Annotated in this window: 15 protein-coding genes and 2 pseudogenes; 7 read left to right on the forward strand and 10 right to left on the reverse strand. The window is 54.7% G+C overall.

Annotated features, from left to right (window positions below):
- The 3 genes from G3436_RS02115 to G3436_RS02125 form a co-directional block, all read left to right on the forward strand.
- On the forward strand, nucleotides 1-625 hold a 625-nt coding region (locus G3436_RS02115; RefSeq protein ID WP_163940785.1), incomplete at its 5' end, for a hypothetical protein.
- A complete protein-coding gene (locus tag G3436_RS02120) occupies nucleotides 609-1415 on the forward strand; it encodes a hypothetical protein (protein ID WP_163940787.1) in 807 nt (268 codons plus the stop codon). The genes G3436_RS02115 and G3436_RS02120, both read left to right, overlap by 17 nt.
- A 49-nt stretch (nucleotides 1416-1464) precedes the next feature.
- A complete protein-coding gene (locus G3436_RS02125; RefSeq protein ID WP_163940795.1) occupies nucleotides 1465-2073 on the forward strand; it encodes a tyrosine-type recombinase/integrase in 609 nt (202 codons plus the stop codon).
- A gap of 211 nt (nucleotides 2074-2284) precedes the next feature.
- Here G3436_RS02125 and G3436_RS28695 read toward each other — a convergent pair.
- Nucleotides 2285-2479: pseudogene (locus G3436_RS28695) on the reverse strand (ATP-dependent helicase C-terminal domain-containing protein); the annotation flags it as partial.
- 6 nt (nucleotides 2480-2485) lie between these two features.
- On the reverse strand, nucleotides 2486-5008 hold the full coding sequence (gene hrpB / locus G3436_RS02135) for an ATP-dependent helicase HrpB (RefSeq protein WP_163940798.1): 2523 nt from the start codon (nucleotides 5006-5008) through the stop codon (nucleotides 2486-2488).
- A gap of 337 nt (nucleotides 5009-5345) precedes the next feature.
- Here hrpB and G3436_RS02140 point away from each other — a divergent pair, with 337 nt between their 5' ends.
- Complete coding sequence (locus tag G3436_RS02140) at nucleotides 5346-5702, forward strand: antitoxin Xre/MbcA/ParS toxin-binding domain-containing protein (RefSeq protein WP_163940800.1); 357 nt, start codon at nucleotides 5346-5348, stop codon at nucleotides 5700-5702.
- 151 nt (nucleotides 5703-5853) lie between these two features.
- Here G3436_RS02140 and G3436_RS02145 read toward each other — a convergent pair whose 3' ends face one another.
- The gene (locus tag G3436_RS02145) at nucleotides 5854-6429 is read right to left on the reverse strand and encodes a toll/interleukin-1 receptor domain-containing protein (RefSeq protein ID WP_163940802.1); all 576 of its coding nucleotides are present in this window, start codon (nucleotides 6427-6429) and stop codon (nucleotides 5854-5856) included.
- Nucleotides 6430-6663: 234 nt separating this feature from the next.
- On the opposite strand from G3436_RS02145, the gene G3436_RS02150 reads away from it, so the two are divergent.
- The 3 genes from G3436_RS02150 (at nucleotide 6664) to G3436_RS02160 (ending at nucleotide 8291) form a co-directional block, all read left to right on the forward strand.
- Nucleotides 6664-7158 carry a TIR domain-containing protein gene (locus G3436_RS02150; protein WP_243666978.1) on the forward strand — a complete coding sequence of 165 codons (495 nt, stop codon included), beginning with the start codon at nucleotides 6664-6666 and terminating at the stop codon, nucleotides 7156-7158.
- A gap of 441 nt (nucleotides 7159-7599) precedes the next feature.
- On the forward strand, nucleotides 7600-7740 hold the full coding sequence (locus tag G3436_RS02155; RefSeq protein WP_163940804.1) for a hypothetical protein: 141 nt from the start codon (nucleotides 7600-7602) through the stop codon (nucleotides 7738-7740).
- 17 nt (nucleotides 7741-7757) lie between these two features.
- A complete protein-coding gene (locus G3436_RS02160) occupies nucleotides 7758-8291 on the forward strand; it encodes a hypothetical protein (RefSeq protein ID WP_163940806.1) in 534 nt (177 codons plus the stop codon).
- 539 nt (nucleotides 8292-8830) lie between these two features.
- On the opposite strand, the gene G3436_RS02165 is transcribed toward G3436_RS02160, so the two are convergent.
- The 7 genes and pseudogenes from G3436_RS02165 to G3436_RS02185 all read right to left on the reverse strand — a co-directional run.
- Nucleotides 8831-9706 carry a TIR domain-containing protein gene (locus tag G3436_RS02165; RefSeq protein ID WP_163940808.1) on the reverse strand — a complete coding sequence of 292 codons (876 nt, stop codon included), beginning with the start codon at nucleotides 9704-9706 and terminating at the stop codon, nucleotides 8831-8833.
- A gap of 290 nt (nucleotides 9707-9996) precedes the next feature.
- Nucleotides 9997-10269 (reverse strand): Mov34/MPN/PAD-1 family protein, encoded by a 273-nt coding sequence (locus tag G3436_RS27205; RefSeq protein ID WP_243666979.1) that lies wholly within the window; start codon nucleotides 10267-10269, stop codon nucleotides 9997-9999.
- A complete protein-coding gene (locus G3436_RS27210) occupies nucleotides 10266-10472 on the reverse strand; it encodes a hypothetical protein (protein ID WP_243666980.1) in 207 nt (68 codons plus the stop codon). Before G3436_RS27210 ends, G3436_RS27205 begins: the two co-directional genes overlap by 4 nt.
- Nucleotides 10456-11262, reverse strand: a complete 807-nt coding sequence (locus G3436_RS27215) for a ThiF family adenylyltransferase (protein WP_243666981.1) — start codon at nucleotides 11260-11262, stop codon at nucleotides 10456-10458. Before G3436_RS27215 ends, G3436_RS27210 begins: the two co-directional genes overlap by 17 nt.
- The gene (locus G3436_RS27220; RefSeq protein ID WP_243666982.1) at nucleotides 11181-12116 is read right to left on the reverse strand and encodes an E2/UBC family protein; all 936 of its coding nucleotides are present in this window, start codon (nucleotides 12114-12116) and stop codon (nucleotides 11181-11183) included. Before G3436_RS27220 ends, G3436_RS27215 begins: the two co-directional genes overlap by 82 nt.
- 3 nt (nucleotides 12117-12119) lie before the next feature.
- Nucleotides 12120-13259, reverse strand: coding sequence for a CBASS cGAMP synthase (locus tag G3436_RS02180; RefSeq protein WP_163940810.1), 1140 nt, complete (start codon nucleotides 13257-13259; stop codon nucleotides 12120-12122).
- Nucleotides 13260-13543: 284 nt separating this feature from the next.
- Nucleotides 13544-13754, reverse strand: a pseudogene (locus G3436_RS02185) (hypothetical protein); the annotation flags it as partial.

Below are 13754 nucleotides of genomic sequence, written 5' to 3' on the forward strand. Positions count from 1 at the left end.
GACTGACAAGAAACCCTCAAGGGCTGAAAGTGCCAGATCGGGTGCGCTAGCCCTACAACGCCTGCTGAGCCAGATCATTACGACTCCTCACGCGTTCGTTAGCGATGAGGCGTTGATCGGCTGCCTGAAGACCCAGGGCGCCCTGGCAAGCCTTGATCGCACCGTAAAGACTGATGACGGCCATGAGCTCAAGACCGCCCCTACTAGCCTGAACACGCTCAAGAAGTACAGTGACGAAACGCTCACTGGTGGGTTCGATACCCTGAATAAGCTTCGTGTGAAGGCAATCGAAGCGATCGAGCGACATGAGCGGAAACAGACCAGGAGCAACAAGCGCACGAAAGAGGGATTGAAGCAGCGGGTTTCCGATCATGAGCACGAGCTCGACATGCTGCGTCAGACCAATTTCTTGCTTCTGCGAGCGCTCCAGGAATCGATGGGGCAGATCAGAAGCATCAGTACCCAGAGCGATCCATTAACGCGTGAAAAATGGGCATCAGATGCTATTTCAGCACTTTTGGCCATTACCAGCCTAGGCATTCCCCCGTTCAACCTGACTGATATTCCCGCACAACAAAAGCATACGACTTCGACGGTGACGGACATAAATGATTACAGAAAGTAAGTACTCAGACCGTACCTCCGAGAAGCTCTATACGCTTCTAGGCAAGCACGAAACATTCGGCAGCTTCTCCGTTGACCGAATACTGATGCGCGACGCCTCCAATATCCCATTTATGAGCTGGCCCAATGGCTCACCCTGCCTCATTGGCAACCTGTACATGCTCACGCTTTTTAACAGAAAGGGGCGCGGCAGCTCACGTGGTCTATCACGCGCCGGCGACGGCGGCGGAACAATGGGAGACTACGCGGCTAAGCTAAGCCAGCTATTGCGTTTTTGTTATCGTGATGGTCGCGACCCGATAATGTTGAACGACGGAAATTTTGCAGACTATATTGAAGAGCTGCGGGTAGAGCCATCCCCAAAAAATCCATCCGTTAGGAAACGCACCGAGGACTCCATCACTGAAGTTGGCCGCGTCTGGCTTGACTTCCTGGGCTTCGTGGGCCGCCTCCATGGCTATGACGAATTTGTTTCACCTGAAGGCCGCATTCGTGCGGTGATGAAAACCTTCGAATTCATTGATGCGTCTGGTAACAAATCAAAGCGCTCCTACTTGGTTCATCACTCGTTCGGCCCACCCTCGCGTCGAAAGTCAAGGAATCCAATTACCACGGAACAGATCATTCTCCTGAAGGAAACAAACAGAAAATCTCAAGACTCTAACTTCGTCAAGGCAAGGCGCGCATTGTTGATCGACGTCCTCACTGACACGGGCGCGACGCTCAGAGATTGCCAACCTAACAATCGACGACGTCAAAAAAAGCTAAAGCGATGGCTGAGCCAACCTTGACAATGACCACGTTGAAGCGAGTGGTGATAAGGTCACCCGGCAAGTCCCTGTGACTCCCACACTACTTCAGCTCCTTGATACCTTCATTGAGAGAGCGCGCAGAAATCTCATGAAGAAATTCCATAAGAACGGAAAGGATCATCGCTTCCTATTCGTCTCAGAAACCACAGGCAGGCCTCTAACCAGTAAAACCCTATACAACGAGATCTATGATCTTAAAGAATTGTCAGGCATACAATCGCAGATTTGCCCACACATGTTCCGCCATCGTTTTGTGACGGAATATTTTATTGATTTCATCCAGCAACATCATATCAACAACCCTGACGACTTCCGCAAAAGCCTCCTGCTCAATACAAACATCTTCAAAGAAGAGGTTATTCAGTGGACAGGCCATCTCAATGCATCCTCTATTAACACCTATCTGCATCTTGCCTTGGCTGCGCTCAGTGATTATTCAGCTACCGTATCTTCCATCCACATAAAGCGGGCGATGGATGGCTACTTTATGCGTGAAAAGGAACTCCGCCAGCGCCTAAAAGAAGGGATGGACATCGACGAATATTCGGCTGAGCTCGACCTTCTTCAGTCCCTGCACCAAGAAGATCTTGCTGTAGCCGAATTAAGAGGCGGTATTCCGTCGACAGCTCGCACTTAGGCTGCAACGTTGTAGCTATGACGTTAGCTTTGGCAAATCACGCTCCGATCCGACACACTTGGAACCGGACGCGCGCGACAATATTGGCTTGCAACCTAATTTCTGACCTGTAAACCTGGCGCTTTACAAGTCAAAAATAGGTTTACAAGCTTTACCAGATGTCTGCCGAATCGCAGTACCAAGCTTGTGATTACGTTCCGCGAGGCGTTGCCTACGCAGTACCGTTGGCCACCAATGGATTTTCAGGCCAGTAATGTTTGGGGTACCTCCCCTTCAAGCCTTTCTTAACTTCAGCGTGGGTCGTGTTCCAGAAGCAGGCCAGATCCTGAGTGATCTGTACAGGCCGCCGCGCCGGCGATAGCAAATGGAGCTTCAGCACTTGGCGACTATTTGCGATGCGAGGCGTACCTGATCATTGCTTTCTAGGTTTGGCTCTGGCCGTAGCTTCAGCAACCAATGGATCTTCGGGCCAGTAGTGTTTTGGATATCTACCCTTGAGATCCTTCTTCACCTCCGCATAGGTGCTGCGCCAGAAGTTCGCGAGATCTTGGGTGACTTGCACAGGCCTGCGGGCCGGCGACAGGAGGTGCAGAATCAGCGGCTGCTTACCTTGAGCTATGCGTGGGGTTTCTGCCAGGCCAAACAGCTCCTGCAGCCGCACAGCGAGAATGGGGGGATGTTGCGAGTAGTCAATACGGATGTTCGAGCCGGACGGCACCTGGATCGCCTGAGGCGCATAGGCGTCCAGCTCCTGTGGAAGCGGCCAAGGCAGGAGGTTTCTTACTATCGAAGACAGATCCAGCTGGCTGAAATGGTTGAGCTTGGTGACTTTGCCCAGGTACGGCGTGAGCCACTCTTCGAGCGTATCGAGGAGGTTGGCATCGCTGAGATCGGGCCACTTGCTCTCTGCCTGGCCACCCATAATATCCAGCTGACGCAACAGATCGACCCGCGCTTGCCACTGCCGCAGCTCAGGGTTCCAAGGTAGGAGTTCGATACCCTTGCGCCTCACGAGGTTGACCAAAGCGAGTGAGCGTGCCTGCTCATCCAGATTTGGCAGAGGAGCTGTGGACAGTATCAGCTGCCCAACCTTCAACTGCCGCTCAGCCTTGAGCACCCCTTCCCTCTCGTCCCAGTCAACTTCATCGACAGACCTTACAAGGTCAGCCAACTCGTAATCGAACAGGGTCGGATCGAGGTCACCCGCCAAATAGATTCGCTCCTCACGCTGGCCTTGCCGGCTACCCAGGTCGGCCACCACCAGCCATTCGTGCTTGGTGAGAGCATCAGGTTCTGAGAAGACTGCAGCCCGCCCGTTGGAGAGGCGATACTCAGATGTACTTACACGCCTCTGGAGGCCGATCCGGTCGGGGTATGCGAACGCCAGCAGGCACCCCACCCATCTCGGGTGATCGAGCTCGCTAACGGGGCTGGAGGCCTTCCCTCTCAGGAGGGATCGGTACTGCCGAGCAGACTGCTTCACCCGCTGGAAAGAGCCTCCGCTTCGACGTGTATGTTGCTCGCCTGACAAGGCACTCAGCCTGGTGTGAAGGTCGGCACCTGCTCCACGTAGGGTGTCCTTCTCGCCCAGCAGAGCCGCGATGTTACACCCTAGGGAATCCAAACCCATCGCATTGCATTTGATGAGCATGTGAGCGATCCGTGGGTGCGCAGGGAGCTCACTCATAGCCGATCCGTGTGATGTGAGTTGACCAGAATCATCGAGTGCACCCAGACGCTTCAGGAGGTCTCTGGCTTGGGCGAAGGGAGCTACTGGAGGTTGGTCGAGCCAGACCATTTCTTCTGGCTTCATTCCCCACCGGGCCAACTGGAGAGCCAGGGCCGCAAGATCTGCCTGCAAGATCTCTGGGGTGCTGTAGCTGGCCATTTGCTCATGCTGCGACTCTGACCACAGGCGATAGCAAACGCCTGGTTCTAATCGCCCTGCCCGTCCCGCACGCTGGGTAGCGCTGGCCTTCGAAATACGCTGCGTGTCGAGTCGGGTCATACCACCGCGAGGATCGAACTTCGGCACTCGCTCAAGGCCACTATCCACCACCACCCTGACGCCTTCGATGGTCAAGCTGGTCTCAGCGATGTTCGTGGCCAATACTATCTTTCGGGAGCCGCTGGGTGCAGGGTTAATGGCAGCACGCTGAGCGTTGAGATCAAGGTCACCGTATAACGGGCATATCATCACATCAGGGCGGCTGCACAGTTGCTCCTCTAGAGACTCAGCAACCCACCGAATTTCTGCCTGGCCAGGAAGGAAAACTAAGATACTTCCTGGCTGCTCGTTGATGGCTGCAAGACAGGTGTCTGTTACCCGCGCACCTATACGCTCGCCTGGCTGATATTGGCTGCCCCAAACAGTAGAGACCGGATACATCCTCCCTTCGCTGGTGACTACAGGCGCATTATTCAGCACCTTCGAAAGACGAGCGCCGTCCAGTGTTGCGGACATCAGGAGCAGCTTCAGCGGGTACTCATCACGCAGCAGTTCGCGGCCACTCAGGCAAAGAGCCAGCGCAAGGTCAGAGTCAAGGTTTCGAAGGTGGTACTCATCGAAGATGACCACTCCCACACCATCCAACGCAGGATCATCTTGAAGCCGGCGAGTAAGGATACCTTCGGTGACCACCTCGATCTGAGTTCTTGGGCCTACCTTGCTTTCAAGGCGAATGCGGTAGCCAACGGTTTCACCAACTTTCTCACCCAGCTCACTCGCCAAACGCTCAGCAGCCGCCCGAGCAGCCAGTCGGCGTGGTTCGAGCATCAGGATCTTCTGATCACCAAGCCAAGGCTCATTCAGCAGCGCCAGGGGTACCCGAGTGGTCTTACCCGCACCAGGTGGCGCTTCAAGGATCACTTCGTTTCGGTTGGCCAAGGCCTTTCGTAAGTCTGGCAATACGAGGTCAATAGGTAGAGAAATCATCGAGGCTCCCAAATCAGGGCAGCATTATATGATGAGCTCCGTAGAGAGGTGATTCAGCGCGATGGGCTTACCCCGCCTCCAGCGCGCGGGCCAACGCCAAATACGCTGGGCGCCCCACTGCGCTTTCATGGATCCAAACGAGGTCTCCCAGGCCAGGTCTACGTCGGTAAATCGAAAGCGCTGAATGGAGAATTTCAGTGAGACCAGGGCCGTACACCTGAGCGGCTCGGGCTAAAATCTCATTCGTCATCACATCGCTCATGAAATACTGCACTCATCAATTTAGGCGAATAGGGCCGACACCCACCCCTGGCGCTCCCCTTGTGAAGGAATCGACATGCTGATCGAGTTCGATCTCAACATGAATCACGCGGAGACCCTTCTGCGCCACTGTAGCGAGCACCTGCCCAACACCGAAGATTTTCGGGAGAATGCTCGGTTAAAGGAAGCGCTACAAACGCTCGCAGAGGCGCTCCACGAAGCCATGCGCCCAGACCCTCACCGCGCCGAATCCCCGGAAATGATCGACCCGCAGCTATTGGAAGCTGCCGTGAGGCTCTTCGGTGACAGCGCGAGCGCCGTGAACTGGCTGTCGAGACCTTTAGGGGCGCTGGGACAGAAAAGCCCGAAAGACGTCCCCACCGAAGAAGCGCTGACACTGATTCTGCGTATCGAACATGGCATTGTTGCCTGAAACCTTCGCAGAACCAGACGGACAAACCACAGCACGCTCCCCGGACAGGCCATCGTATATCCAGGGGGCGTCATTTCACTGATTGGCCTTTTGTGAGAGTCCGCTGCACTCTCTGTTCGCGGAAGACCTCCAGTAAAGAGCACCTGCCAACTTAGAAGCGCGGCTTGCCAATCACGTCCAGGGGAAACAAGCGAAGCGGTTGCCGGGAACGCAACGCTGACCTGAGATCCACTCTACTTGAACTCACCTCCAGCTCCTCCTTTGAGACAACTGGGTAAAGACCAAGGTATTCCTGTCCATCGAAGCTCTGATTAGATGAAAGTAGAACCGGGAGGATGCGAACCTTGTCGCTTTTCAAGCCATCGAAGAATCCAAGCTCCCAGGGCATCCACTTGGACTTCGTGGCGTTGTCTGTAGCGACATAGAACAGTGACTCTGACTGCGCCATGCGATGGCGCAACCTTGCTGCCGTGTCCTTGGTGACGTGACTGCGATCGAGCTCAGGATCGTTCACCCAATCCACATACACCCGCTTCCCTCTTTGCTCCAGTAGCGCCGTAATACCGAGTACCAGATCCGCATCGCTGCTGGAGTGAGACAGGAAAATATCGAAACTATCTGCCTCTTTGTAGGACTCCATCGATTCGGTGATAACCGCTTTGATGTTCCGATTGCCTTTGGCCTGCTTCGCAGCGGCGCGCGCTTCGTCTTGAGTGAAAAATGACATGATCCAGGCTCCTGCCGTTCAGTAGGTATCCGCCAAAACGACAGGGACTTTGCCTGCCCATGGGCATCGCGTCCACCCTATTTTCGGCATTCAGCGACAATCCCTGGAGGCCCGGCAGGTTGGGCCGGACTCATCCACAAGATCGACTGCTACCGGCTGAATCGATCGTCTAAAATGTCAAATTGCCAGTACTTAGGTGCCGGGGTACATTCGCTGACCACTGGACTGCGAGGGATGTGCAAGATGGCGAGGAATGTATTTTTCAGCTTCCACTTCGACAACGATTTCTGGCGTACACACCAGATCCGCCAAATGGGCGCGTTGCAAGGCCAAAACGTCTGCCGCCCCAACGAGTGGGAAGAGGTCAAGCGCAAAGGTGCAGCATCGATCGAGGCCTGGATCGATGAGAATATGAAAGTCAAAAGCTGCGTCGTGGTTCTCGTCGGCTCCGAGACAGCTCTGCGTCCCTGGGTGATCAAGGAGATCATCAAAGGCTGGAATGCCGGCAAGGGCGTTTTCGGCATCCGTATCGACAAACTTCTCGATACAGACAGCAACCCCTCCAGGCCCGGCCCAAACCCGTTCGATATGATCGACTACGGAAATGGAAAGCTGTCGAGCCGCGTCGACCTGATCACTCCGCAAGGGTGGGATAGCAAAGCCGTATACGCCGACATCCATGCGAACATGGAGCGCTGGATCGAGACGATTCGAAAACGCAACGCCTAGGGGCGGTGCTACCGAGGTTCGCCAGGGGGCCTCTTCAGCCATAGGTCTGGTAGGAACAGGCTTCGATCGTTCGCCGACCATGCACGATGAAGCCCCGATGGTTTATCTGCGCGGTCACGGCACGTGTTGTCGAGCCACGCAATGCGTGACCAAGTCAATCTGGCGATGGGGCTTGGATTCACCGCGCTGCGCCTTCAGGTAATGCCCTGAGGTTTTGCAAAATTTACGGGCAATCGAAATCCTACGACGCTCACGAACCTCGTTCCCGTTTGATCAGCTATAGTTTTCGTGCAAACGACGACCATTTCCTACGACGTGAACGCCGATTCGTTTCTTGACACCGATTCGCCCGTTGATCAAAAATGATCAAAGAATTGCTATAGCTCCGTTTCATTTCGAATGCGAGCTTCAACGCTGAACCAGGGGGTATGCATGTCAAACGTGTCGATTGCGCTGATCAAAGAGAGCAACAAAATGCTTTCTGCCTCCGCGAAGAAAGCCGTTGCTGCTCGTTCCTCGAAGCTGTCGTCAGATACCATCAACAACATGATGAAAAAGGCGTTTAATCGCCTGTCACGCTGACCACGGATCGTCGCCTCTTGACCTCACAACAGATCAGCGCCGTAGGCGACGCTCACCAAAAGCCTGTCATACAAGACGCCGATTACGGTAAAGCGCCCGACCAGGCGCCGGAACCTGAGTCGGCGTCTTCGCGTTCGGAGATCCCGTTCGACGTCTTCCGCAAGCTCGTGGAATCGCCGGACGACTTCCTGGGGTTGCTTGCTTACTCGCTCTACAAACGCCACAAGATCGAGTGGATCGAAGCACACCCTGACGACGATCACGAAGCCTTCAAGAAGGTCGCGTGCACGCCACAGCAGCTGGGCATGTACCGCTATCAGGCCGAGCAGATGGCCAAGAGCTTTATCGACGTGTCCCTTGATCAGCTGGAAGCAGAGATGCGCAGCTCGATCATGGAGGGTGAGGTAATCACCAAGATCGAGGAGCTGGACACTGCCCTCCATGCCAAAGTCGCCACGCTTGAGACCAACGTCACAGGCAAGTTGATGCGCTCAATTGGAAGTTCTGGCCTGCTTTCGGCAATCACATGCTCAGTGGCCTGGCATCAGTGATCGTGGCCCTGCTGATTTTTGGCTGTTTCTCCCTGTACAACCTATACCAGCAGCAAGGTGGCCTGGAGGGCATCGCGAAACAGGCATCCAGCCAGGCAAACCAACAGACTATGGGCTCCCCCCCGACTCTCCAGCCTCCCCAAAACTGAACCAGCTCTCTGCCGTGTGACGCTACCAGTGCCTATGGAGGAAAATCCAAACTCTTTGAGCCAGGACTTTCAGAATTATCCAGTGGAAATTTTCAGCTGCTAAAGTATCTCGAAGCGACCCTGTCACCATCCAAACCAAAACACATCATGGTGATATGCAGTGGCCCAAGAATGCCGACCTGTAAACCTCTTTTTTTAGCTGTAAACCTTGTGGTTAACAGGTCAAAAAATTGGTTTACAACCATCCTGGGATACCCGTCTGAAGCAAGCATTCGCCCTCTTCATCTTGCCCCCTGACGCGGTCAAACATCAGGGGGGGCCGCTTTGATCGGAGCCGGGAGGAATGACACGATGATCGGTCAAAGGACTGGGCGCGTCACAGCACCCTCATCATGGATTTCCGTCGACTTCCTGAGCTACTTCTAACTCACGCTTTTCCAGCTTCTTGCGCAGCTTGGTGAATTCCTGAGCAATATTCGAGTGTTCATACAAGCTATCGAGAGCCTTATCCCTCTCCTTGTCCGTACCATTGAACCACGTACGCAATTGGTCGCCTTTAACCTTCGGCAAATGCGTATTGAACGCCGTGAAGGAGAACAACGCGCTGGTACTGGCAATCGCTTTGTAACGACGCTCCTCTTCGAGAGACAGCGATTCGGTACCCACGCAGTATCGAGGCGGAACTCGGCTGCGAGCAGTCGCACTAAACTGAAGTTCAGAATAGATCCACGGGGAAAGCGTTCGTTCCACACCTGAGAAAGTGGTAAGCGGTACCGAATTGTTGGTGTTGAGAAAAACGAACAACTCCGACCGGTCGATCATCGCCTGAAGAGCGCCAAGCAGCATCATGTGGACGCCTGCGGTCAGCTCGGTCGCTTTTTTGTAGTCGTAAAGAACCCCACCTTCAGGTGTTTTCGAAGGATCCGCATAGACATTGTTCAAGGCGCTGAGCAGCTTGTCGAAATGGCCCCATACGCAGGAGTCGACGAAGACGTCGAGTTCCTTGCCCCTCAGAGCAATTGCCAGCTCCTTGGCCCGATCAGCATCTAGATGCGAATGCGATAGGAACACGTGGGCTTTCTTGCCTGGAAACAGGTGCTCAGCAAGCTTTTCGGCATCAATAACGTCTTTGCCTTGAAACTGTCCCACCATGTAATCCGACAGCCTGTCGAATGCCCCTTTTTCCTGCGCTTCAAAATCCTCTATTTCTGAGGAGTCAATCTCGCGAAGGGGTTGATACTCGTTCAGCTCGAAACCTACGTACATCGATCTTCCTTCCTCGAATGTCTACGGACGCTAAACCGCGCGTTGCTGGCTATCGATCACGCTAGCGAACCATCCTGCCGGTTGCGTTACGTACTGGATTACTTAGCGCACGATTCTACCATCGCCTAATGTCATTTAGCCTTCTGCAGTCAATGAGCGCGTCCAGCCGAAGGTATGGCGAATGGACACGAATCTCACCAACATGAGCCAATCAGCCGAGGTTGATTTCGTCGGTGACTTTCCATGGGCAAGCAGAAAATCCGCATGGCGCAGCAGGGACTATGGCGCACTTACTTAGTAGGCCCATCTGTCGATTGACCGGTCACTTTGATATGGGTAAGCGGAGCAAGGATGCGTCGCTTCCCCGTGGCATGCATGTATTCAACGTGCAGCCCGTTACACCCCACGATAAGGGCCAGTAACGGACGACCATCGCGCCGGTCAGCGGCCAAAATCTGCCACTCACTCAAGTCGATCGAGGAAGGTGTGGGATAGTTTTGCGGATGGGTATGCCACTCGCCGATATAGCGCACGAGACCGCTGCTTTCTTTCCAGCGTTTCATGGCAAGCTTGTGATGAAAATAGGGCATGCGCTCGAAAAGGAACCTGAAGCGCTATCCCAAAACGATGGCTCAGTTGCCTCGATGATTTCCAGATGCTCGCCGCGAACATGGCCAAGCAATATCCCGCCCGCCTCCTTGGATTCGATACCCTCTTGGATGTACCGGCTGAAAACCTCAAGCGGTTGCTCACGCAGGTACACCATTTGCTGAGTGCCAGGCACGATCCATGTTGCTACGAACGACATGCTGGACATCCTGAATTCGGTAGCGGCGAGCAATCAGGGTTGCCGGCTCAAAGCTGTAATCCGTCAGTCGCGTCGAGAGCGACGGCCAAGGTTTGCCAGCAACCCACGCCAATGTAGTATCCAAGGCCAGGGCTGCCGCCTGAATCGACACCGATGCGGAGAATGGCACGTATAGCCCTTCACACCCTTGCCCAGCAAAGATCGGCTCGACACCACCAACCACGGACAAAAGCTCCCCTTGACTGTTCGCCTGAGTCAGACACCGATAACAACCCTGCTCGGTTCGGTGCTTTATAAGCGAGCGAACTGCGACCCCGGCTCCCTCGATCCAGACATGCAGGGTTGGACAGGATGTGGCTTTGGCCAGCCAATGACCGAAGGCCTCCTCACCAGTGGCATCAATGATGAGATCCAAGCCAGACAAGTTCACATCCTTGGCGTCGTTGTTAAACCCACGCACCCGAATACTGGGCAGGACTGTTAGGAGCTCATCCGCAAGCGCCTGCGCCTTAGATTTGAACAGGTAGTTGAAACCTAATCGGTGGCGTCCTAGATTCTGCGGCATCACCAGGTCGTTATCGATCAGCAACAGCTCACCACCACCAGTTCCGGCACCAGCTTTGACGAGCATTTCGCCAAGAAACCCGCCGATGGTGCCGCACCCAATCAAACCGATCCGCTTACCAGAAAGTGTGGTACGCCCAGGTATATTCCGCTCAGCCAAGTACTTGTCATCGAGGCGAAACATCTGCACAGGGTCGATGGGACAGTCGAAAATGGGTATGCGTTGATCGCCAGAACGGTGATCATCCGGACGATTACGCTGAAGGTCATGCACAAGAAAGCCGTAGCTGTATCCCGTTTTTTGCGACTCGATGACGATGAGAAGGCCGGGGGCTTCGTCGCGATAAGCTGCGATGATCTTGTCCCGGATTTTACGCCTGCAGGCATCATCAGCTCGTGCTGCCAGTCCAGAATCTGGCTAACCGTTTTTGGAGGCCAGTTTTCCTGCAAGGGTCTCGGCGCTGCGCTGGACGTGATCAGCGCGACCTGCGAGGTGAATTCCTCGATCTTCCTTCCTGGGCGCGCGAATTTCGCCCGGCTGCGCGTCGCGTCATCTGTGAGCACGTACATCTTATTGTCGGATAGCTGAAGCAACTGAACCGAGCCTGACGTACGTCTCTCGATGTCATGGAAGCAGTAGATTCCATCCCAGTAGACGAAGAACTCTTCTTGCAGATCGTCCTTCATTTTCCCGGCCAGGGCTTGCTCCAGAACCTCTGTGGCCTGCAGCAGTGATGTCCGGATTTGCCCGACAGGATCATAAATGTCGATGACTTGTGTGCCGGGCGCTGCATAGCACAGATAGCCATCTGGCCCGAGGTGAGGCACAAGCCGAGGAGTCGACTCTGGGAGCTTGTTGAGCCATACCTTGAGAGGCCGCTCAAAGGAGCGATCTATCCACACCTCACATTGCACACTGCCTTGGGTAGGCGTCGACAACTCTCCGACCATCACAAGCCAAGCCGCATGAGGCTGAGGTTCCACTTTGGTGAAACCCCACCCATTCATGTGACGCAGCACATCGGGCATGGCACTCATGGATCAGCCTGCCTTAGTGCGCTTCACAGGTTCTGCCGGCCCTGCCAAAGGAGCAATTGCAGCCATGGTGGCCGGCATACCCTCAGGGTTCGACGTCATGCGGTGAGGTGCATACGGGAACCGGTCACCCAGCATTTGATGCAACCAGTTGTAGGCCGTATCAGCATCCGTTGCGTTGATGGCGCCTTCCAGGTAGCGAGCGAACTCTTGGAAAAACTCTACAGCGTCAGCGATCGCTTCCTTCGGCATATGGGCAGTGAGCGACGCGGTGGCGTCGATGGGGCTCGCGACGCCGTTACGCAATGCATCCGGAATGCCCTTCACCACGTTCAGCAGGGCACGGTCATCGCGCTTGTCGAAATACTCGAACAGCGGACACGCGGCAGCCATCAGAAGGATCGAGCTTGGCCCCTTGTCCTCCCACTGCTTGTCGCGGAATGCCTTCAAGTACCGCACCACGCGAATCAGCTGATCACCCTTTTCCTGGCACTCGCGCTTGAACCAGTTCTTCATCGCCATGGGGTCGGACTTACGCCACCCCTGCTTGCGGTCGGCCAGCAGAATTTTGTCCGAAGGAAGCGCTTTCCAGCTGTCCCGCTCGGAATTGATAGCGCTATCGAAGACAGCGTGTCCCCGGCTTTCCATGCTGGCCTTGATCAACTGGAACAGGGTGTCAGGAATAACGTAGAGGGGAAGATCAATGTGCGCGGAGCGTGAGATGGTCACGCGCACACAAGTATCCTTGGGCTCGGTATGCCATCCCCTTTGAGCGCAAATGGGACGAAGCACGTCGATGACCGCGTCAAAGAACAGGGCAATCGCAAGCTTGGGGCTGCTTTCTTCCCTCATGACGCTGAGCGGAAGATACACGCCGTCATCAATATCTGACTGTTGGGGTGGTGTCGTACACGGGCTGTTCAACGTTTTGTAGGCACGTGAACCCTGGATATAAAACCGTGGCTCACAGATATCGCCTTCCAGGCCTTTGTCGCGAAGGGCGCCAGGAAGATCGGCCTTCAAGGCCTCTCTGATGTCTTTACGGGCACCATCGATCTGGGCTAGCTCCTGGGGTTTGAGGTCAAGCTCATCAAGGAAGCAAGCTTCCCCTGTGGTAGTGAACAGCAAGGGACTAAAATTAGGCATGAAGCCTCCGCTCAAGCGCTATATGAACGGTGCCTCCAGCAACTGCTGACTTTTACATCGAGACTGCTGAGCACTCATGCGCTCTCGAATCTCCCCTACTGCCACCCTACGCCTGACACGTAATCCAGAGGGTGCAGTCCTTCCCAGTTTGTCAGCCACCATGCTCGATGACACGCGCGAGATGACATATTGCCACTCCACAACATGTAGATCAACAGAAAACCAAAAAAACACCACATATAGTGTAAAAAAGCCTAACCAAGCACCAGACACAAACCGACGAATCAGGCTGCTTTCGCCCTTGTAAAAGTGACCTGGCCTGCGGTGTTGAGACCCTCTGTCCACTTGCGATCGGTGAAATACGTCCCCTCCATATACAGCCCATCACCCGACTCTTTGACAAAAGACTCGGGCAGCACCAGTATGGGTATTGGTGTCGGTCGCCACTGGGATTGGGTGTAGTTGACGAACATGTAGTTCAGCTCTAGAAGACCC

It is taken from the genome of Pseudomonas brassicae (assembly GCF_010671725.1).
Taxonomy (GTDB): Bacteria; Pseudomonadota; Gammaproteobacteria; order Pseudomonadales; family Pseudomonadaceae; genus Aquipseudomonas; species Aquipseudomonas brassicae.